This is a genomic window from Klebsiella sp. CN_Kp113, assembly GCF_040064585.1.
Lineage (GTDB): Bacteria > Pseudomonadota > Gammaproteobacteria > Enterobacterales > Enterobacteriaceae > Klebsiella > Klebsiella michiganensis.
In genome coordinates, this window is the sequence record NZ_JBEAID010000027.1 from 55,786 (window position 1) to 75,631 (window position 19,846).

The 19,846-nt window shown below is 55.2% G+C and carries 19 protein-coding genes, 1 other RNA gene and 1 other annotated feature; of the genes, 6 read left to right on the forward strand and 14 right to left on the reverse strand.

Annotated features, from left to right (window positions below):
* Positions 1-55 precede the first annotated feature (55 nt).
* The gene (gene ydiK, locus ABLV30_RS18695; RefSeq protein WP_025108221.1) at positions 56-1,177 is read left to right on the forward strand and encodes an AI-2E family transporter YdiK; all 1,122 of its coding nucleotides are present in this window, start codon (positions 56-58) and stop codon (positions 1,175-1,177) included.
* 212 nt (positions 1,178-1,389) lie between these two features.
* Positions 1,390-1,497: antisense sRNA RprA (rprA, locus tag ABLV30_RS18700), an RNA gene on the forward strand.
* An 83-nt stretch (positions 1,498-1,580) separates the two neighbouring features.
* Here the strand turns inward: rprA and ppsA are convergent.
* The gene (gene ppsA, locus ABLV30_RS18705; RefSeq protein WP_014229722.1) at positions 1,581-3,959 is read right to left on the reverse strand and encodes a phosphoenolpyruvate synthase; all 2,379 of its coding nucleotides are present in this window, start codon (positions 3,957-3,959) and stop codon (positions 1,581-1,583) included.
* A 342-nt stretch (positions 3,960-4,301) separates the two neighbouring features.
* Between ppsA and ABLV30_RS18710 the strand changes: the two genes are divergently transcribed.
* The 3 genes from ABLV30_RS18710 to hemP all read left to right on the forward strand — a co-directional run bounded on the left by ABLV30_RS18710 (position 4,302) and on the right by hemP (position 6,680).
* Positions 4,302-5,135 carry a pyruvate, water dikinase regulatory protein gene (locus tag ABLV30_RS18710; RefSeq protein WP_004851771.1) on the forward strand — a complete coding sequence of 278 codons (834 nt, stop codon included), beginning with the start codon at positions 4,302-4,304 and terminating at the stop codon, positions 5,133-5,135.
* Positions 5,136-5,288: 153 nt separating this feature from the next.
* Positions 5,289-6,335: a 3-deoxy-7-phosphoheptulonate synthase AroH gene (aroH, locus tag ABLV30_RS18715; RefSeq protein WP_025108222.1), complete on the forward strand. Its 1,047-nt coding sequence runs from the start codon at positions 5,289-5,291 to the stop codon at positions 6,333-6,335.
* A gap of 165 nt (positions 6,336-6,500) precedes the next feature.
* The gene (gene hemP, locus ABLV30_RS18720; protein ID WP_160741222.1) at positions 6,501-6,680 is read left to right on the forward strand and encodes a hemin uptake protein HemP; all 180 of its coding nucleotides are present in this window, start codon (positions 6,501-6,503) and stop codon (positions 6,678-6,680) included.
* A gap of 34 nt (positions 6,681-6,714) precedes the next feature.
* Here the strand turns inward: hemP and selO are convergent, their stop codons facing one another.
* The 4 genes from selO to ABLV30_RS18740 form a co-directional block, all read right to left on the reverse strand.
* A complete protein-coding gene (selO, locus tag ABLV30_RS18725) occupies positions 6,715-8,157 on the reverse strand; it encodes a protein adenylyltransferase SelO (RefSeq protein ID WP_348865642.1) in 1,443 nt (480 codons plus the stop codon).
* 161 nt (positions 8,158-8,318) lie between these two features.
* Positions 8,319-8,783, reverse strand: coding sequence for an NlpC/P60 family protein (locus tag ABLV30_RS18730; protein WP_038424642.1), 465 nt, complete (start codon positions 8,781-8,783; stop codon positions 8,319-8,321).
* Between the two features lie 81 nt (positions 8,784-8,864).
* The gene (gene btuD / locus ABLV30_RS18735) at positions 8,865-9,614 is read right to left on the reverse strand and encodes a vitamin B12 ABC transporter ATP-binding protein BtuD (RefSeq protein WP_154950517.1); all 750 of its coding nucleotides are present in this window, start codon (positions 9,612-9,614) and stop codon (positions 8,865-8,867) included.
* Positions 9,614-10,165, reverse strand: coding sequence for a glutathione peroxidase (locus ABLV30_RS18740; RefSeq protein ID WP_014229728.1), 552 nt, complete (start codon positions 10,163-10,165; stop codon positions 9,614-9,616). Before ABLV30_RS18740 ends, btuD begins: the two co-directional genes overlap by 1 nt.
* A gap of 224 nt (positions 10,166-10,389) precedes the next feature.
* On the opposite strand from ABLV30_RS18740, the gene ABLV30_RS18745 reads away from it, so the two are divergent.
* Entirely contained in the window at positions 10,390-11,190 is an 801-nt protein-coding gene (locus ABLV30_RS18745) for a MetQ/NlpA family lipoprotein (protein WP_014229729.1), read from the forward strand.
* A gap of 26 nt (positions 11,191-11,216) precedes the next feature.
* On the opposite strand, the gene btuC is transcribed toward ABLV30_RS18745, so the two are convergent.
* The 9 genes from btuC to thrS form a co-directional block, all read right to left on the reverse strand.
* Positions 11,217-12,203: a vitamin B12 ABC transporter permease BtuC gene (gene btuC / locus ABLV30_RS18750; protein ID WP_009653750.1), complete on the reverse strand. Its 987-nt coding sequence runs from the start codon at positions 12,201-12,203 to the stop codon at positions 11,217-11,219.
* 100 nt (positions 12,204-12,303) lie between these two features.
* Complete coding sequence (gene ihfA / locus ABLV30_RS18755; RefSeq protein ID WP_004851790.1) at positions 12,304-12,603, reverse strand: integration host factor subunit alpha; 300 nt, start codon at positions 12,601-12,603, stop codon at positions 12,304-12,306.
* Between the two features lie 4 nt (positions 12,604-12,607).
* Positions 12,608-14,995, reverse strand: coding sequence for a phenylalanine--tRNA ligase subunit beta (pheT, locus tag ABLV30_RS18760; protein ID WP_154950515.1), 2,388 nt, complete (start codon positions 14,993-14,995; stop codon positions 12,608-12,610).
* Positions 14,996-15,010: 15 nt separating this feature from the next.
* Positions 15,011-15,994 carry a phenylalanine--tRNA ligase subunit alpha gene (pheS, locus tag ABLV30_RS18765; protein WP_004851795.1) on the reverse strand — a complete coding sequence of 328 codons (984 nt, stop codon included), beginning with the start codon at positions 15,992-15,994 and terminating at the stop codon, positions 15,011-15,013.
* 153 nt (positions 15,995-16,147) lie between these two features.
* Positions 16,148-16,273 (reverse strand) — a sequence feature (Phe leader region).
* A complete protein-coding gene (gene pheM / locus ABLV30_RS18770) occupies positions 16,224-16,268 on the reverse strand; it encodes a pheST operon leader peptide PheM (protein WP_001386830.1) in 45 nt (14 codons plus the stop codon). Its footprint overlaps the feature before it by 45 nt.
* Positions 16,274-16,391: 118 nt before the next feature.
* On the reverse strand, positions 16,392-16,748 hold the full coding sequence (rplT, locus tag ABLV30_RS18775; RefSeq protein WP_004102963.1) for a 50S ribosomal protein L20: 357 nt from the start codon (positions 16,746-16,748) through the stop codon (positions 16,392-16,394).
* 50 nt (positions 16,749-16,798) lie between these two features.
* Positions 16,799-16,996, reverse strand: coding sequence for a 50S ribosomal protein L35 (gene rpmI, locus ABLV30_RS18780; RefSeq protein WP_001124225.1), 198 nt, complete (start codon positions 16,994-16,996; stop codon positions 16,799-16,801).
* A gap of 96 nt (positions 16,997-17,092) precedes the next feature.
* The gene (infC, locus tag ABLV30_RS18785; RefSeq protein WP_052746887.1) at positions 17,093-17,635 is read right to left on the reverse strand and encodes a translation initiation factor IF-3; all 543 of its coding nucleotides are present in this window, start codon (positions 17,633-17,635) and stop codon (positions 17,093-17,095) included.
* A 3-nt stretch (positions 17,636-17,638) separates the two neighbouring features.
* The gene (thrS, locus tag ABLV30_RS18790; protein WP_004102966.1) at positions 17,639-19,567 is read right to left on the reverse strand and encodes a threonine--tRNA ligase; all 1,929 of its coding nucleotides are present in this window, start codon (positions 19,565-19,567) and stop codon (positions 17,639-17,641) included.
* Positions 19,568-19,846: the final 279 nt, after the last annotated feature.

Here is a 19,846-nt window from a genome sequence, read left to right on the forward strand (position 1 = left end):
CATGGAATTACGCTGCGTCAGCCTTGTGACGCGACTGCAAAGGTAAAACTTTATCATGATTAACCCCAATCAGCCCCGGGACATACCGCAAGTTCTGCTGTCGGTGCTGTTTTTGTCCCTGATTATTATTTCCTGCCTGTGGGTCGTTCAGCCATTTATCCTGTCATTTGCCTGGGCCGGTACCGTGGTTATCGCCACCTGGCCGGTGCTTTTGCGCCTGCAGCGCCTGCTGTTCGGCAAGCGCGCGCTGGCGGTGCTGGTGATGACGCTGCTGCTCTTTTTACTGTTCGTTATCCCTATTGCGCTGCTGGTCAACAGCCTGGTGGATAACAGCACGCCATTAATAAAAGTGATTACCAGCGGTAACTTTACGCCGCCGGATCTGGCGTGGCTAAATAGCGTTCCGCTGATTGGCGATAAGCTGTATACCGGCTGGCACAATTTACTGGAGATGGGGGGAACGGCGATTATGGTCAAAATTCGCCCCTATCTCGGCACCACCACCACATGGTTTGTTGGCCAGGCGGCGCACATCGGCAAGCTGCTGGTCTACTGCGGACTCATGCTGCTGTTTAGCGCCCTGCTGTACTGGCGAGGCGAACAGGTTGCGTATGGGTTCCGCCACTTTGCCACCCGTCTGGCGGCCAAACGCGGCGATGCGGCGGTGATCCTCGCCGGCCAGGCGATTCGCGCCGTGGCGCTGGGGGTGGTCGTCACCGCCCTGGCCCAGGCGGTGCTTGGCGGTATTGGCCTTGCGGTCAGCGGCGTGCCTTACGCCGCGCTGCTCACCGTGGTGATGATCTTTACCTGCCTTGTGCAGCTGGGTCCTTTGCTGGTTCTGGTACCGTCAATTATCTGGCTGTACTGGAGCGGTGATACCACATGGGGCACCATACTGCTGGTCTGGAGCTGCGTTGTCGGCACCATGGATAACTTTATCCGTCCGCTGTTGATTCGTATGGGCGCCGACCTGCCGATGATTCTGATCCTTTCCGGCGTTATCGGCGGCCTGGTGGCGTTCGGCATGATTGGGCTGTTTATCGGTCCGGTGCTGCTGGCGGTCTCCTGGCGACTGTACGATGCGTGGGTTAACGAAGCGCCGCCGCCGCCGAAGGACCCCGACCTGGTGCTTGAGGAGCTGAGCGAGCTCAATACCCGAGCCGCTCAGGATAAGTAAGTGAAAAGGCGGGGAAACCCGCCTTTTGCCCCTCTGTCCCTATCAATGTCGGGCACGACAGCCTTAAAGCTTAAGAAATCCTAATCTATCTTTCACGTCATTCCACCACCCGCTGCCTGCTAACCGCATTTGCTTCGCAGATTCTTTACCTTAATTTAACTATTGAGAGGAATCCGATCGACGCAAAAAGCCTCAGTGCCTAGTATTAGCTCACGGTTATAAATCAACGCATTGATTTATAAGCATGGAAATCCCCTGAGTGAAACAACGAATTGCTGTGTGTAGTCTTTGCCCATCTCCCACGATGGGCTTTTTTTTGTCCGTTTTCAGTTCCCCAAAAACAAAAAATCCCCGCCACTGCTGAGCTGACGGGGAGTATCCAGTTGCCTGTTTTAGCGAGAACTTACTTATTCAGCTCCGCCAGGCCGAGCCAGGTTTGCACGACCGTGTCCGGGTTCAGGGAAAGGCTATCGATCCCCTCTTCCATCAGCCAGGCGGCAAAATCTTCATGGTCAGACGGACCCTGTCCGCAGATACCGACGTACTTGCCCTGCTTCTTCGCCGCGCGGATGGCCATCGACAGCAGCGCTTTCACCGCGTCGTTACGCTCATCGAACAGCTCGGAGACCACGCCGGAGTCGCGATCCAGCCCCAGCGCCAGCTGCGTCATGTCGTTAGAACCAATAGAGAAGCCGTCGAAGTATTCGAGGAACTGTTCAGCCAGCAGCGCATTCGATGGGATTTCACACATCATAATCAGCTTCAGGCCGTTTTCGCCGCGCTTGAGGCCCTGGCGTTCCAGCTCTTCAACCACCGCTTTTGCCTGCGCGACGGTCCGGACAAACGGCACCATGATTTCGACGTTGGTCAGGCCCATGTCGTTACGCACCCGCTTAACCGCTTCACACTCCAGCGCGAAGCAGTCGCGGAAGCTTTCTGACACATAGCGGCCGGCCCCGCGGAAGCCCAGCATCGGGTTCTCTTCTTCCGGCTCGTAACGTTCGCCGCCGACCAGGTTGGCGTATTCGTTAGACTTAAAGTCGGAAAGACGCACAATCACCCGTTTCGGGAAAAATGCCGCGCCAAGGGTGGAGATCCCTTCGGTCAGGCGACCGACGTAGAACTCTTTCGGCGAGTCGTAGCCTTTCATCAGCTCGCGGATTTCATTCTGCAGCCCCGGCTCCTGATCGTCGAACTCCAGCAGCGCGCGCGGGTGGACGCCAATCATACGGTTGATAATGAACTCCAGACGCGCCAGGCCCACGCCTTCGTTCGGCAGGCAGGCAAAGTCGAAGGCGCGGTCCGGGTTACCGACGTTCATCATGATCTTCAGCGGCAGATCCGGCATATCGCCAACGGTGGAGCTCTTGACGCTGAAGTCGAGGATTTCGGCATACACGTAGCCGGTATCGCCCTCGGCGCAGGAGACGGTCACATTCTGGTTTTCCTGGATGCGATCGGTGGCGTTACCGCAGCCCACTACCGCCGGGATCCCCAGCTCACGCGCGATAATCGCCGCATGACAGGTACGCCCGCCGCGGTTGGTGACGATCGCCGCCGCCTTTTTCATGATCGGCTCCCAGTCCGGGTCGGTCATGTCGGTCACCAGCACGTCGCCGGGCTCGATGCGGTTCATTTCGCTGATATCGTGAATGACCTTCACCGGACCCGCGCCGATACGATGGCCGATCGCGCGCCCTTCCGAAATAATCTGTCCTTGCGCATGGAGGGTATAGCGCTCCATCACCTGGCCGCGGGAACGGACGGTCTCCGGACGCGCCTGCACGATAAACAGCTTACCGGTATGCCCGTCTTTCGCCCATTCGATATCCATCGGACGGTTGTAGTGCTTCTCGATTTGAACCGCTTGCTGCGCCAGCTCCTGCACTTCCGCATCGGTTAACGAGAAGACGTCGCGCTGCGCCTGCGGCACGTCTTCGATACGCACCTGCTTGCCGTGCTCCTGGGTAGGGGCGTAAACCATGCGGATCTTTTTCGACCCCATGGTGCGGCGTACGATTGCCGGCCGGCCCGCTTCCAGCGTGGGTTTATGGACGTAGAACTCATCGGGGTTCACCGCCCCCTGCACCACCATCTCGCCGAGCCCCCAGGCGGAGGTGATAAACACCACCTGATCAAAACCGGATTCGGTATCGATGGAGAACATCACGCCGGACGAGGCCAGATCGGAGCGCACCATCCTCTGCACCCCGGCGGAGAGCGCCACCCCGCGGTGATCGTATCCCTGATGCACGCGGTAGGAAATGGCGCGATCGTTAAACAGCGAAGCAAACACGTGCTTCACCGCGACGAGCACGGCGTCAAAGCCCTGCACGTTAAGGAATGTCTCCTGCTGACCGGCGAAGGAGGCGTCCGGCATATCTTCCGCCGTCGCGGAGGAGCGCACGGCAAAGGAGGCCTCAGCGTCATCGGCGGACAGCTGGGTATAGGCATCGCGAATCGCATTTTCCAGTTCGCTCTGGAACGGCGTATCAATGATCCACTGACGGATCTGTGCGCCCGCTTTCGCTAATGCGGAAACGTCGTCAATGTCGGTTTCATCCAGCAGTTCATAAATGCGCTGGTTAACACCGCTTTGGTCCAAAAACTGATTAAAGGCATCAGCGGTGGTGGCAAACCCGTTCGGTACGGACACGCCCATACCCGACAGATTTGTAATCATTTCACCAAGGGAGGCATTTTTGCCCCCAACCCTGTCTACATCATTCATGCCGAGTTGGTTATACCAAAGCACCAGCGGTGACGAGCCATTGTTGGACATCGAGACAATCCTTTTGTGATTTAATACCAGTGATAAATAATTCACGATCGACTACGAGATTTATCCTGACATATTTATCCAGCTGAAAGAAACGGTGAATCGTTCAAGCAAATTATTTTTTCGTTTTTAGGATTCTTTGCCAGATATAGCTAAGCTAATGATTCTTCAGAAATCTGATGAAATTTGATACAAAAGATACGCAGTTGCGAAAAATGAACTCACCTTTTCATTAAAAATAAAAATAGCGTTTCATTTTTTAAATATGAGACAAAGCCTGGAGCGTTATGCTTAAATTTAATATCAGCTTTCAGACAATTAAACTCATTATACCGGATGGTCAAAATGGAAAGTGCTGTAGATCGCCACGTATTTTATATTTCCGACGGTACCGCTATTACGGCGGAAGTTCTGGGTCATGCGGTCATGTCGCAATTCCCGGTCGCCACCAGCAGCGTAACCCTGCCGTTTGTCGAAAATATTAGCCGCGCGCGCGCCGTGAAGGAGCAAATCGACGCGATTTTCCAGCAGACCGGCATTAGACCGCTGGTGTTCTACTCCATCGTGCTGCCGGAAATCCGCGACATCATCCTACAAAGCGAAGGCTTTTGTCAGGATATCGTCCAGGCGCTGGTGGCCCCCCTGCAGCAGGAGCTGCGCCTCGATCCGACGCCAATCGCTCACCGCACCCACGGCCTGACGCCCGGTAACCTGAACAAATACGACGCGCGTATCGCCGCTATCGACTACACCCTTGCCCACGATGACGGAATTTCTCTGCGTAATCTCGATCAGGCCCAGGTGATCCTCCTCGGCGTTTCGCGCTGCGGGAAAACCCCCACCAGCCTGTATCTGGCGATGCAGTACGGTATCCGCGCCGCTAACTACCCGTTTATCGCCGATGATATGGACAACCTGATTCTTCCGGCTTCGCTTAAGCCGCTACAGCACAAACTCTTCGGCTTAACGATCAATCCGGAGCGCCTGGCGGCCATCCGCGAAGAGCGGCGGGAAAACAGCCGCTATGCTTCCATGCGCCAGTGCCGGATGGAAGTGACCGAAGTCGAGGCGCTTTACCGCAAAAACAAGATACCTTGCCTGAACAGTACCAACTATTCCGTGGAAGAGATCGCTACCAAAATCATGGATATTATGGGGTTAAGCCGCAGAATGTACTAACACACTAGTACATTATTAAAAATTTGTTTATGCTATCACCTGAGCCCTATACAGGATCATGCCCTGCTCTTGCAATAAGCGGGGATTGGTTTATCGTGATGCGCATCACTTCCCGGCATTTTCGCCGCGGAAGAAACAGATTTTGAGACCCCAATGAATAAAACAGACGAATTGCGTACCGCGCGCATTGAAAGCCTGGTAACGCCTGCGGAACTGGCTCAGCGGCATCCAGTGTCTGCCGACGTTGCCGCACACGTTTCCGCCTCACGCCGCCGAATCGAGAAAATCCTCAACGGTGAAGATCGCCGCCTGCTGGTGGTGATCGGTCCCTGTTCCATTCACGATATTGATGCGGCGATGGAGTATGCGCGCCGCCTGCAGGGTATGCGCGAACGTTACCAGCCGCAGCTGGAAATCGTGATGCGTACCTATTTTGAGAAGCCGCGTACGGTGGTTGGCTGGAAGGGGCTGATCTCCGACCCCGACCTGAACGGCAGCTATCGGGTGAATCACGGCCTTGAGCTGGCGCGTAGCCTGCTGCTGCAGGTCAATGAACTGGGCGTGCCGACCGCCACCGAGTTTCTCGATATGGTGACCGGGCAGTTTATTGCCGACCTGATCAGCTGGGGCGCTATCGGCGCGCGTACGACCGAGAGCCAGATCCACCGCGAAATGGCCTCGGCGCTCTCGTGCCCGGTAGGCTTTAAGAACGGTACCGATGGCAATACCCGTATCGCCGTTGATGCGATCCGCGCTTCCCGCGCCAGCCATATGTTCCTGTCGCCGGATAAGCAGGGACAGATGACCATCTACCAGACCAGCGGCAATCCGTACGGCCATATCATTATGCGCGGCGGTAAAAAGCCGAATTACCACGCCGCCGATATCGCCGCCGCCGGGGAAGCGCTGGCGGAGTTCGACCTGCCGGAACAGCTGGTGGTGGATTTTAGCCACGGCAATTGCCAGAAACAGCACCGCCGTCAGCTGGACGTTTGCGCCGACATCTGCCAGCAGATCCGCGCCGGCTCGACCGCCATCGCCGGGATCATGGCCGAGAGTTTCCTTCAGGAAGGCACGCAGAAGGTCGTCGCGGGCCAGCCGCTGACCTGGGGACAATCGATTACCGATCCCTGCCTGAGCTGGGACGATAGCGAACGGCTGCTGGATGAATTAGCCGCCGCCACCGCCACCCGCCTGTAGTTCCCCTCCCCACCGTACGCGCGGTGGGGAGCGATTTTCCGCCATCGACCGGCCCGACACCTGCTAAATCTGGTATTCCGCTAAATAAAGCTTGCGTGAAAAACAACATTATTGATAATGATTATCATTGTTACCTTGATTTTTATTTTTAGTGCTATGACGCGTATGGATAACACTGCCACAGCAGAAAAAACAACAGACAATGCCCCGTATCCGGTGCCGACGGACAAAGAGATAAGCAGCCGGACATTATTAGGCAGCGAGGGACGGGTGGTGATTGAACATCGCGGTCAGCGCTACCTGCTGCGTCAGACCCATTCGGGTAAGCTGATCCTGACCAAATAATTATCCCCGCCGATAAAGGCAGGGATAACGATCGCTAGCTGGAACAGCTTACTTCAAGACGCCTTCCCCAGTCCGGTGGACGCTGAATATACTCATCCGTCCGATCGGCAAAGGGGTGAGAGAGTGCGCTATGCAGGCGCTCCAGCTCGCTCATATCCCCCTGCTCCGCCTGTTCAATGGCCCGCTGGGCCAGCCAGTTACGCAGCACGATCGCCGGGTTCACGCTGCGCATCCGCATCTGCCTTTGCGCATCGTCAACCTGTTCATCGCGCAGGCGCGCGCGATAAGCGGTAAACCAGCTATCGAACGTCTCGCGGTCGATAAACTCATCGCGTAGCGGCGAGGCGGCGCTCTCCTGCTCGCTGACGCTGAGCATCCGGAAGGTCCGCGTATAGTCGCTGCCCTCGCGTTCCATCAGCGTAAACAGGCCGTCCAGCAGTTCGTTATCCCCTTTTTGCTGGGTAAACAATCCGAGCTTGTCGCGCATGCGGCGGCCATACGCCGTCAGCAGGGCTTGCTGGTAACTATCCAGCGCGCCGTTCAGCGCCTCAGCGCTGATAAACGGCGAGAGCGTCTGCGCCAGACGTTGCAGGTTCCATAGCCCTACCGCCGGCTGATTATCAAAGCTGTAGCGCCCTTGATAATCGGAGTGGTTACAGATAAAGCCAGGCTGGAAATCATCAAGGAAACCGTACGGACCGTAGTCCATCGTCAGGCCGAGAATTGACATATTGTCGGTATTCATCACCCCGTGGGCAAAGCCCACCGTTTGCCAGCAGGCAATCATCTCCGCGGTTCGAGTGACAACGTCACTGAGCCACAGAAGGTACTTATCCGCTTCATTTTGCAGATGCAGCCAGTGGTGACGAATCACGTAATCCGCCAGCTGCTGCACTTTCAGAGGCTCGCGACGGTAGTAAAAATGCTCAAAATGGCCGAAACGAACGTGGCTTTCCGCCAGCCGCATCAGCATTGCCCCGCGCTCGACGGTTTCGCGGTATACCGGCGTATCGCTGGCCACTATCGCCAGCGCGCGGGTGGTTGGAATGCCCAACGCATGCATCGCTTCCGAGGCCAGCGCCTCGCGGATCGTCGAGCGCAGCACCGCCCGCCCGTCGCCCATTCGCGAATAGGGAGTGAGCCCGGCGCCTTTAAGGTGCCAGTCAAAGCGACGACCATCAGCGAGCTGCTGTTCGCCGAGCAGAATACCGCGCCCGTCGCCGAGCTGCCCGGCCCAGGCGCCGAACTGGTGGCCGCTGTAAACCTGCGCCAGCGGCGACATTCCCGGCAGTAGCGTTTCGCCGCCCCATACGCCAGCGCCCTTCTGCGGGCTGAATAACGACGCGTCAACGCCCAGCGTTCGCGCCAGCGGAGCGTTGTGCCAGACAAGCCGCGCATTCTCCAGCGGCGTAGGGGCTAAAGCGGTGTAAAAATCCGGCAGTTCATCACGCCAGTGGGTAGTAAAAGACAGGGTCATGGTTCCTCCTGCCTTCAGTGTAGTGCTTTCAACAAATTATTAACACGGAGGATTGGATGGGTTATTGCGATAAAAGACTAGACGGGCGTTGTGGCGCTGCCCGGTAAGGCGTTACCGCCGCCGGGCAAGAAAACGCCACGCTACGCTTTGACGTATCGAGGCTAGATCCTTCGCGCCTGCCAGAATTTTTTATGCCAGTAGACATTATCCAGCGACGATCGCGTCACGCCCTGGCTGGTGGAGGCGTGGATAAACTGGTTATCCGTATCGTAAATACCGACGTGCAGACCGCTCTCTCCGGAACCGGTCTTGAAGAAGACCAGATCGCCGGGCAGCAGTTCGCTCTTATCGATTTTCGTGCCGATCTCCGCCTGTTCACGCGTTTCACGCGGCAGCTGCAACGCGAACTTATCGCGGAAGGTCATCAGCACAAACCCGGAGCAATCAACGCCGCGCGGCGACATGCCGCCGTAGCGATACGGCGCTCCCCGCCAGTTCCTTAGCTGCTCATTCAGGTTAGCAACAACGGTAATCGAATCAGCAAGCCGTGGATTGGGCGGCGGCGCCCGGTGGCTGCTACAACCCGCCAGAAATAACGCAACACACATAACGAGCCAAAAACGCATCTCAGACGAATCCTCTGTTCCCTATCCTGATAGCAGGATAATTTACCTTGTTTATCAATTCGCTGGCAAGCTGACTGCGTGCTACTGTGACGCAACGAGCATAAGATGACCCGCCACCTCGACCCGCTGGAAGTCCATGGCATAGGCGGCGGTTAAATTCTCTTCGCTTAATACCTCGGCGGTGCTGCCGCAGGCGATCGTCTCCCCCCGGCAGATAAGCCAGGAGCGATGGGCGTGTCGGAGGGTATGATTCAGGTCATGGCTGCTCATCACGACGGCAATCCCCGAGGCGCAGAGTTCGCTTAACAGTCGGTCGAGCGCGGCCTGCTGCGCCACGTCCAGGCTGTTCATCGGTTCATCCAGCAATAGCAACTGTCCGGACGCGTTAGCCTGACGATGAATCTGCAGTATTACCGCCGCCAGGCGCACGCGCTGCCACTCCCCGCCGGAGATGTGATTCACCTGGCGCCCAAGCTTGTCGCCTAAGCCCAGCTTCTCCGCGATGGTCGTCAGTAGCCCGTTGTGCGCGTCGTCCTGGAGATGCAGCGACAGATAATGCCAGACCGGCATGGCGAAAGGCGGCATCTGGTGCTGGCTTAAATAGGCCCGATGACGCGCCAGCTCCGGCGCCAGCCAGTCATTCAGCGGGCGTCCATTCAGTTTTACCTGACCCGGGCCAGCAGAGAGCCCCGCCATACGCGCCAGCAGCGTGCTTTTCCCCGCCCCGTTTGGCCCCACCAGATGAACGATCTCTCCCGGCCGGATATCGGCTGAAAACGGCGCCAGCCGCCCCGCCTCTTCTACATCCTGTAGCTGCATCAAAAACGGCATTATTTGGCTAAAGCTCCTTTAATAGCGGCCACCAGCTGCGGATCATCCGGCGTCATATCCGGTGAGAAACGGCCGATGACCTGACCATCGCGGCCGATGAGGAATTTTTCAAAGTTCCACAGAATATCATCCACGTACAGCGGCGCTCTGCCTTTGCTGGCCATGCGCTCATAAAAACCGCTGCCTTCCGGGGCGATAGCCTGCGGGGCGGCCTCAACCAGCTTCTGGTACAGAGGCGCGCGATGTTCGCCGTTGACGTCAATTTTGCTGAACATCGGGAATGTCACGCCGTAAGTCGTGCTACAGAACGTTTTAATCTCTTCTTCGCTACCCGGCTCCTGACCCAGAAACTGGTTGCACGGAAAGCCCAGTACGCTAAAACCTTCGCTTTCTAAATCTTTTTGCAGCGCCTCCAGCTGCTCATACTGCGGCGTCAGGCCGCACTTTGACGCGACGTTGACAATCAACAGGACGTTGCCTGCCCACGGGGTGAGCGTTGTTTTCTCACCATCAATGGTGGTGACTTCAGTATTGAGAATATCGTGTTGCATAGCCTTCCCTCAGTGAATATACCGGTTACTGCTTCAGGTGATCCCTATCTACTGTAGCGGATTCAGACTGGGTCATTCTACTTTGAATCCCCCGGGAGTGTCTCTTGATGTAACAGGCAGCACAACATGAATTCATCTCAACACCGGGAGCGCGCAATTCAGTGTACAGTGGTGGATGGATGTAATAGCATTTCGTTAATTGTTAATTTAAGAGAGTTTTATTGATGAAGAAGATGTTTAGCGCGGTGTTAATCGCGGCCTCCGTTACGCTGCTTTCGGCCTGCTCGCCGGATGAAGATAATAAGATTAAAGTCGCCATTAATACCGGGCCGGATGAGGCTATCTGGAAAGTCGTAGAACAGGTGGCCAAAGAGAAATACAACCTCGACGTCGAGGTAATCTCATTTAATGATTACGTTCTGCCGAACGAAGCCCTGAACAATAAAGACGTCGATGCTAACGCCTTCCAGACGCTGCCTTACCTTGAGGCACAATCAAAAGAGCGCGGCTATAAGTTTGCCATTGTCGGTAAAACCTTCGTCTTCCCGATCGCCGCCTACTCGAAGAAAATCAAAAATATCAGCGAACTGCCTGACGGCGCGACGATTTCCATCTCTAACGAAACCACAACCCTGGGCCGCAGCCTGCTGCTGCTGCAGGCGCAAGGTTTAATCAAGCTGAAAGAGGGTACAGGCTACCTGCCGACGACGCTGGACATTATCGATAATCCTAAGCAGCTGAAAATCGTGGAAGTCGACACGCCGCAGCTGACCCGTACACTTGATGACCCGAACGTCGCCCTGTCGATCATCAACACCAACTTCTCCGCTCAGGCCGGTCTCTCGGCTGCCCGCGATGGGCTATTTATGGAAGGCCCGGACTCGCCGTACGTCAACGCCATTGTTGCGCGCGAAGATAATAAAGACAGCAAAAAAGTCCAGGAGCTGAAAGAGGCCTTCCAGACTCAGCAGGTTGCCGACAAGGCAGCGGAAGTCTACAAAGGCGATGCGATTAAGGGCTGGTAATAGTATCAACCGCTTACGGCCGCCCCTCACTGCGGGCGGCCTGATTTCAGCAATAACCAGATAAACACCGGCGCGCCCAGAGTGGCGGTGACCACGCCAATCGGCAATTCCGCCGCCGAAAGCGCCAGACGCGCGATAATATCCGCGCCCAGCAGTGCGCTGGCCCCCGCTAACAAACAGGCCGGAAGCAGCGCACGGTGATCGCTTAAACCACATAAGCGCAGAATATGCGGGATAACCAGACCAATAAAGCCGATCGCGCCGGCCAGCGCCACGCTGACGCCCACCAGCCAGCCGGTGGCCACCACCAGCACTTTACGCCATAGCCACAGCGGTAGCCCCAGCTGGCGTGCGGAAACCTCCCCCAGCGCTAACAGATTAAGAGGCTGCGATTGCAGGCACACCCAGGCCAGCACCGGCAGCAGGGCCAGCATCAGCCACAGCTGCTGCCAGTCCACGCCGCCAAAGCCGCCCATCATCCAGTACATCAGCTGGCGGAGATCGAAAGAGGTTGAGAAGTAGACCGCCCAGGTCATCAGCGCGCTGCATATGATACCGAGCGCCACGCCCGCCAGCAGCAGGCGGCTGGTCGAGAGATGCCGCCTGGCAAAACGCAGTAAAATAAAGGTAATGACCAGCGCGCCAGCGATGGCGCACAGCCCCAGCGCCCAGCCCGGAAGCAGCCCTTTTCCCAGCAACACGGCGGCTATCAAACCAACCCCAGCGCCGTTTGATACCCCCAGCAGCCCGGGCTCCGCCAGCGGGTTTTCAAACAGCGCCTGCATAATCGCGCCGGACAGGGCCAGCGCCGCGCCCACCAGCAGGACGGCCAGGGTGCGCGGCAAACGAATCTGCCAGATAAACAGCTCGCCTTTGGCGCTAAACCATTCACCGGGGCCAATCCACTGGTCGCCCGCGCACAGGCTGATGGTCGACGTAACCAGCAGCAGCAACGTTAATACCGCAAGCCAGCGCCGGTTGCGGCGCCGTTGAGTTTGAGCAAAGGTCAGCATAGATTTCTGAGTTGAGAAAAAGGATGTGATTGATTTTACGGTATTCGGCCAGGAAAAGAAAAAAGGCCGCATAGCGGCCTTTTTGATTAGTCAGTCCAGATCATTTCTCTCTGGGTGAAGCGTTTTCGACACGGCTTTTTAACTTCTGTCCGGGTCTGAAGGTCACCACACGCCGGGCTGTAATAGGAATATCCTCTCCCGTTTTCGGGTTACGGCCCGGGCGTTGGTTCTTATCTCGCAAATCGAAGTTGCCGAACCCGGAGAGTTTTACCTGCTCTCCGTTTTCCAGAGCGCGACGGACTTCTTCGAAAAACAACTCTACCAGCTCTTTGGCATCCCGCTTGCTAAGCCCAAGCTTATCAAACAGATATTCTGACATTTCAGCTTTTGTAAGCGCCATAGGTTCAATCCCTCAATGATGCCTGGAATCGCTCTTTCAATGCCTCTACACATTTGGCGACGGTAGCGGCAATCTCCTCTTCTTCGAGTGTACGGCTGGTATCCTGGAGGATAAGGCTGATAGCGAGGCTTTTGAAACCTTCCGCTACGCCCTTGCCGCGGTACACGTCAAATAAGTTTACGCCAACTACCTGATTTACGCCAACTTTCTTACACTCGGCTAAAACATCGGCTGCGGGAACGTTTTCTGCCACAACGACGGCGATGTCGCGACGGTTCGCCGGGAAGCGAGAAACTTCACGCGCCTGAGGCACCACGCGGTCTGCAAGCTTGTTCCACTCCAGCTCGAACACCAACGTGCGGCCGTTCAGATCCAGTTTACGTTCCAGCTCGGGATGAACAACCCCAATAAAACCAATACGTTCACCTTTCAGATAAATCGCCGCCGACTGGCCCGGATGAAGCGCATTATTGGCTTCGATGCGGAATTCGATGTCGGACAGTTTACCCGTGAGGTCGAGAACGGACTCCAGATCGCCTTTTAAATCATAGAAATCGACGGTTTCTTTTGCCAGGTTCCAGTGTTCTTCATAGCGGTTACCGCAGATGACGCCAGCCAGCATCACGTCCTGGCGAATACCCAGAGGGGCCTGCGTATCGGGAACAAAGCGTAAGCCGCTCTCAAAGATGCGGACGCGACTCTGCTGGCGATTTTGGTTGTAGACCACAGTCCCGAGCAGACCAGTCCACAATGACAGACGCATCGCCGACATTTCGCTGGAGATCGGGCTCGGCAGAATCAGCGCTTCTTCACCGGCGTGGATCCACTGCTGTACTTTCGGGTCAACAAAGCTGTAGGTAATCACTTCCTGATAGCCTTTGTCGTTGAGCAGCGTTTTCACGCGCTTAAGCGACAGATCCGCTTCGCGGTGGCTGCCCATGATCAGGCCCGCTTGCACCGGTTCGTCAGGAATATTGTTATAGCCATAGACGCGGGCAACCTCTTCGACCAGGTCTTCTTCGATCTCCATGTCGAAACGCCAGCTCGGCGCCACGGCATGCCACTCATCCTGGCCTTCGGTAACTTCACAGCCCAGACGACGCAGAATGTCGCTAACCTGCGCATCTTCAATGTGATGGCCAATCAGACGATCCAGTTTGCTGCGGCGCAAACGGATGGTCGCAGGCTTCGGCAGAGTCGCTTCATTGGTCACGTCAATAATCGGACCCGCTTCACCGCCGCAAATATCCATCAGCAGGCGGGTTGCGCGCTCCATTGCCTGATACTGCAGCGCGGAGTCCACGCCGCGCTCGTAGCGGTGGGAAGCATCGGTATGCAGACCATGACGGCGGGCGCGGCCGGTAATGGACAGCGGGCTGAAGAACGCGCATTCCAGCAGAACGTTTTGCGTTTCATCGTTTACGCCGGAGTGCTCGCCGCCGAAAATTCCGCCCATAGCCAGGGCTTTCTGGTGGTCAGCAATAACCAGAGTATCGGTATCCAGCTTAGCCTCGGAGCCGTCGAGCAGGACCAGGGTTTCGCCTTCATGAGCCATACGCACGATAATTCCGCCTTCAATGCGGTCTTTATCGAAGGCGTGCATCGGCTGACCGAGCTCGAGCAGAACGTAGTTGGTCACGTCAACCACGGCATCGATGGAGCGAATGCCGCAGCGGCGCAGCTTCTCTTTCATCCATAACGGCGTCGGCGCTTTGACATTAATGCCTTTTACCACACGGCCCAGGTAGCGCGGGCATGCTTCCGGCGCATCGACCTGAATTGGCAGAACGTCGTCGATGGTCGCGGCCACCGGGGTCATTTCCGGGACATTCAATGGCGCCTTGTTGAGCACGGCGACATCGCGGGCAATGCCGATAATACCCAGGCAGTCGGCACGGTTCGGCGTGACGCTGATTTCGATAGTGTTATCGTCGAGCTTCAGGTATTCGCGGATATCGGTACCCAGCGGCGCGTCGGCGGGCAGTTCAATAATACCGCTGTGATCGTCGGAGATCCCCAGCTCGGAGAAGGAGCACAGCATGCCTTCCGACGGCTCGCCGCGCAGCTTTGCCGCTTTAATTTTAAAATCGCCCGGCAGTACGGCACCGATGGTTGCAACGGCAACCTTCAGGCCCTGACGGCAGTTTGGCGCACCGCAGACGATGTCCAGCAGGCGTTCGCCGCCGACGTTAATTTTTGTGACGCGCAGTTTGTCAGCATTAGGGTGCTGAGCGCACTCAACCACTTCCCCAACGACAACGCCGTTGAAGCTGCCCGCAACCGGTTCAACGCCGTCAACCTCAAGGCCGGCCATCGTTATCTGGTCCGACAGCGCTTCGCTATCGATAGCTGGGTTAACCCACTCGCGTAACCACAGTTCACTGAATTTCATTGTTCTGTCCTGCCCTTATTTAAACTGTTTGAGGAAACGCAGATCGTTTTCGAAGAACGCGCGTAAGTCGGTCACGCCGTAGCGCAGCATGGTCAGACGCTCCATACCCATGCCGAAGGCAAAGCCGGAATAGATTTCCGGATCGATACCCACGTTGCGCAGTACGTTTGGATGCACCATCCCACAGCCGAGCACTTCCAGCCATTTCCCGTTTTTCCCCATAACGTCGACTTCGGCCGACGGCTCGGTGAACGGGAAATAGGACGGACGAAAACGAATCTGCAGATCTTCTTCAAAGAAGTTACGCAGGAAATCGTGCAGCGTTCCCTTCAGGTTGGTAAAGCTGATGTTGGTATCAACGATCAGGCCTTCCATCTGATGGAACATTGGGGTGTGGGTCTGATCGTAGTCGTTACGATAGACGCGGCCTGGCGCAATAATGCGGATCGGCGGCTGCTGGTTAGCCATGGTGCGGATCTGCACGCCTGAGGTTTGCGTACGCAGCAGGCGCGTGGCATCAAACCAGAAAGTGTCGTGGTCAGCGCGTGCCGGATGGTGGCCAGGAATATTCAGCGCATCGAAGTTGTGGTAGTCATCTTCGATTTCCGGGCCAGTCGCGACGGTAAAGCCGAGCTCACCGAAGAAACTTTCAATACGATCGATGGTACGGGTCACCGGATGCAGGCCACCGTTCTCAATACGACGCCCCGGCAGAGAGACATCGATGGTCTCCGAGGCCAGGCGCGCGTTAAGAGCGGCGCTTTCAAGATCTGACTTACGCGCGTTAAGCGCCTGCTGGACCTGCTCTTTCGCTTCGTTGATAACCGCGCCGGCTGCCGGGCGCTCTTCAGCAGGCAGCTCACGCAGGGTCGTCATCTGAAGGGTCAGGAGCCCTTTTTTACCCAGGTATTCCACGCGGACGTTGTCCAGCGCAGCAACATCTGATGCCTCGTTAATGGCTGCCTTCGCACTGGCAACCAGCTCTGCGAGATGTGACATGGTTTTCCTCATTATGTCGGTGCAGACACCGGTTATGGTTATTATTTTGCTTTCACTATTTCGAGCCGCAGACGGCGGGTCATTCGCCATTTGACCGAATGACCCGGTCAATCCACACGTCTGGAGCTTGAAATAGAACAAGCCAGTTCAGATACAAAAAAAGCCTCCACAGTGGGAGGCTTTTTGGCGCTGTTTTCCGTTTCTTCTTTCACGCGCTAGCCTCCTGAGTTCAGGTGCTAAAGTAAAAAAAGAAGCGGAAAATAGCAGCATTCATGCTTGCATTACCTTGTCTGGTAAAAAACGTAAGATCGATATTGAAAAGCTTACGCGGATAAAAGTCAATGTATTGATAGTCTTGAAACGAAAAGAGGGAGACAAGCTCCCTCTTTCAACTGGCTTATGCCAGAGCTGCTTTCGCTTTTTCGACCAGCGCGGTGAACGCTAATTTGTCGAATACGGCGATGTCAGCCAGGATCTTACGGTCGATTTCAACAGAGGCTTTTTTCAGGCCGTTGATGAATTTGCTGTAAGAAATACCGTTCTGACGTGCTGCTGCGTTGATACGCGCAATCCACAGTTGACGGAACTGACGCTTTTTCTGACGACGGTCACGATAAGCGTACTGACCAGCTTTGATAACAGCCTGGAAGGCAACGCGGTATACGCGAGAACGCGCACCGTAGTAGCCTTTAGCTTGTTTCAAAATTTTCTTGTGACGTGCACGGGCAACTACACCACGTTTTACGCGAGCCATATGTGCTCTCCTGTATCTATTCTAATTAAAAAGTTAAAAGGGTTAACGACTTATGCGTACGGCAGGCACGCGATGACCAGGCCCAGATCGCCTTTAGAAACCATGGCTTTCGGACGCAGGTGACGTTTACGCTTGGTAGCTTTTTTGGTCAGAATGTGACGCAGGTTAGCGTGCTTGTGCTTAAAACCACCTTTACCGGTTTTTTTGAAGCGCTTAGCAGCACCGCGTACGGTCTTAATTTTTGGCATTTTAATAACTTCCACTTCGCATTGTTAATAAACGAAACATAGGCGAACAACGGCTGCGGAACCCGCAGGCTCCACAGACATTGCTACTTGAAGGCCTTACTGTTTCTTCTTAGGAGCGAGCACCATGATCATCTGGCGGCCTTCGATCTTCGTTGGGAAGGATTCGACTACTGCCAGTTCACTCAGATCGTCACGGACGCGGGTAAGCACTTCCATACCGATCTGTTGGTGGGCCATCTCACGGCCGCGAAAACGCAGCGTGATCTTGGCCTTATCGCCATCTTCCAGAAAGCGAATCAGGCTGCGGAGTTTTACCTGATAATCGCCATCGTCGGTGCCAGGACGGAACTTAATTTCCTTAACCTGGATAACTTTTTGCTTTTTCTTCTGTTCCTTAGAAGACTTGCTCTTTTCATAAAGGAACTTGCCGTAGTCCATGATACGACAAACTGGCGGTTCGGCGTTAGGGCTGATTTCAACTAAATCTACTCCAGCTTCTTCAGCTTTTTCGATCGCTTCTCTCAGACTCACAATACCCAAAGCTTCGCCTTCCAGACCAGTTAAGCGAACTTCCAGGGCGCGAATCTCGCCATTAATACGATTCGGACGTGCCGTTTGAACTCGTTTTCCGCCTTTAATACCTTATTCCTCCAGTTGTTTTAGACTGCGGCTGCGAATCTCTTGTTGCAGCTTCTCGATAACTTCATTTACGTCCAGGCTGCCCAAGTCTTTGCCACGACGGGTACGCACGGCAACTTTGCCGGCTTCTACCTCTTTGTCGCCACAGACCAACATGTAAGGGACACGACGTAAAGTGTGCTCGCGGATTTTAAAGCCTATCTTCTCATTTCTCAAGTCTGCTTTTACGCGAATGCCCGCATTTTGTAGTTTACGCGTCAATTCGTTAACGTATTCAGCCTGAGAATCAGTAATATTCATGACCACAACCTGCACCGGCGCCAGCCAGCTCGGGAAGAAGCCCGCAAACTCTTCGGTCAGGATGCCAATAAAGCGCTCCAGCGAACCAAGAATCGCGCGGTGAATCATTACCGGTACCTGTCGTTCGTTATTTTCACCCACATAAGAGGCGCTTAAACGCTGCGGCAGGGAGAAGTCCAGCTGTACAGTACCGCACTGCCATGCACGATCGAGGCAGTCATACAGGGTAAATTCAATTTTCGGACCGTAGAACGCGCCTTCACCCAGCTGATACTCAAACGGGATGTTGTTCTCTTCCAGCGCCACGGCCAGATCCGCTTCAGCACGATCCCATGTCTCATCGCTACCGATGCGTTTTTCCGGGCGAGTCGACAGCTTGACGACGATTTTCTCGAAGCCAAAGGTGCTGTACATATCGTAGACCATGCGAATACAGGCGTTCACTTCATCGCGAACCTGATCTTCAGTACAGAAGATATGGGCGTCGTCCTGAGTAAAGCCACGTACGCGCATCAGGCCATGCAGCGCGCCTGACGGCTCATTACGATGGCAGCTACCGAATTCAGCCATACGCAGCGGCAGATCGCGGTAGGATTTCAGCCCCTGGTTGAAGATCTGCACGTGGCCCGGGCAGTTCATCGGCTTGATGCAGTATTCACGGTTCTCGGAAGAGGTGGTGAACATCGCATCTTTATAGTTGTCCCAGTGGCCGGTTTTTTCCCACAGCACACGGTCCATCATAAACGGGCCTTTAACTTCCTGATACTGGTACTCTTTCAGCTTAGAACGCACAAAAGTTTCCAGTTCGCGGAAGATAGTCCAGCCGTCGTTATGCCAGAACACCATGCCCGGCGCCTCTTCCTGCATATGATACAGGTCGAGCTGCTTACCGATTTTACGGTGATCGCGCTTAGCGGCTTCTTCCAGACGCTGCAGATAGGCATTTAAGGCTTTTTTATCTGCCCATGCGGTTCCGTAGATGCGCTGCAGCATTTTATTGTTGCTATCGCCGCGCCAGTAGGCGCCAGCGGTCTTCATCAGTTTGAAATGATGACAGAAACGCATATTCGGCACGTGCGGCCCACGGCACATGTCGACATACTCTTCATGATGATACAAACCGGGTTTGTCATCATGCGCAATGTTTTCATCAAGAATGGAGACTTTATAGCTCTCGCCGCGCTTCACGAAGGTTTCACGCGCTTCGTGCCAGCTGACTTTCTTCTTAATGACGTCGTAGTTTTTCTCGGCGAGCTCGTGCATACGTTTTTCGAGCGCGTCGATATCTTCCTGGGTCAGGGTATGGTCCAGATCGACATCATAGTAGAAACCGTTGTCGACAACCGGGCCGATCGCCATCTTGGTATTTGGCCACAGCTGTTTAATCGCGTGCCCCAAAAGGTGCGCACAGGAGTGACGAATAATCTCAAGTCCATCTTCATCTTTCGCGGTGATGATAGAGAGCGTCGCGTCGTTTTCAATTAAGTCGCAGGCGTCAACCAGCTCGCCGTTGACGCGGCCGGCGATGGTGGCTTTCGCCAGACCGGGGCCAATATCCAGAGCGACGTCCATCGGGCTCACAGCGTGATCAAAATGGCGTTGGCTGCCATCAGGAAGCGTAATTACAGGCATTTCATGTCCTTATTTGCAGTGGTGCCCCGCACGAAAGAGCACATACAAAACAATATAATCATAATTATCAACACGTTCAGGCCCAGTTCCCGCTTCACTCTGCGAAAATATGTGCACGCTCGTTCACCGACGCGTACCCACCTGCAGCCGCCTGTTGATAACACCGACGGTTAGTTTACACATCATTAGTGCGTGATAAAAGTCACATGAGACTAAATGGTTATTGCTGATGGAAAAAAAAGTCGCGGCGCAACAAACCCAGCGTAATTGCTGCGGAAC

Excerpts from the sequence above, each read along its gene's own strand:
- ydiK (WP_025108221.1), top strand. The coding sequence starts at position 56 with ATGATTAACCCCAATCAGCCCCGGGACATACCGCAAGTTCTGCTGTCG.
- ppsA (WP_014229722.1), bottom strand. The coding sequence starts at position 3,959 with ATGTCCAACAATGGCTCGTCACCGCTGGTGCTTTGGTATAACCAACTC.
- ABLV30_RS18710 (WP_004851771.1), top strand. The coding sequence starts at position 4,302 with ATGGAAAGTGCTGTAGATCGCCACGTATTTTATATTTCCGACGGTACC.
- aroH (WP_025108222.1), top strand. The coding sequence starts at position 5,289 with ATGAATAAAACAGACGAATTGCGTACCGCGCGCATTGAAAGCCTGGTA.
- hemP (WP_160741222.1), top strand. The coding sequence starts at position 6,501 with ATGGATAACACTGCCACAGCAGAAAAAACAACAGACAATGCCCCGTAT.
- selO (WP_348865642.1), bottom strand. The coding sequence starts at position 8,157 with ATGACCCTGTCTTTTACTACCCACTGGCGTGATGAACTGCCGGATTTT.
- ABLV30_RS18730 (WP_038424642.1), bottom strand. The coding sequence starts at position 8,783 with ATGCGTTTTTGGCTCGTTATGTGTGTTGCGTTATTTCTGGCGGGTTGT.
- btuD (WP_154950517.1), bottom strand. The coding sequence starts at position 9,614 with ATGCCGTTTTTGATGCAGCTACAGGATGTAGAAGAGGCGGGGCGGCTG.
- ABLV30_RS18740 (WP_014229728.1), bottom strand. The coding sequence starts at position 10,165 with ATGCAACACGATATTCTCAATACTGAAGTCACCACCATTGATGGTGAG.
- ABLV30_RS18745 (WP_014229729.1), top strand. The coding sequence starts at position 10,390 with ATGAAGAAGATGTTTAGCGCGGTGTTAATCGCGGCCTCCGTTACGCTG.
- btuC (WP_009653750.1), bottom strand. The coding sequence starts at position 12,203 with ATGCTGACCTTTGCTCAAACTCAACGGCGCCGCAACCGGCGCTGGCTT.
- ihfA (WP_004851790.1), bottom strand. The coding sequence starts at position 12,603 with ATGGCGCTTACAAAAGCTGAAATGTCAGAATATCTGTTTGATAAGCTT.
- pheT (WP_154950515.1), bottom strand. The coding sequence starts at position 14,995 with ATGAAATTCAGTGAACTGTGGTTACGCGAGTGGGTTAACCCAGCTATC.
- pheS (WP_004851795.1), bottom strand. The coding sequence starts at position 15,994 with ATGTCACATCTCGCAGAGCTGGTTGCCAGTGCGAAGGCAGCCATTAAC.
- rplT (WP_004102963.1), bottom strand. The coding sequence starts at position 16,748 with ATGGCTCGCGTAAAACGTGGTGTAGTTGCCCGTGCACGTCACAAGAAA.
- rpmI (WP_001124225.1), bottom strand. The coding sequence starts at position 16,996 with ATGCCAAAAATTAAGACCGTACGCGGTGCTGCTAAGCGCTTCAAAAAA.
- thrS (WP_004102966.1), bottom strand. The coding sequence starts at position 19,567 with ATGCCTGTAATTACGCTTCCTGATGGCAGCCAACGCCATTTTGATCAC.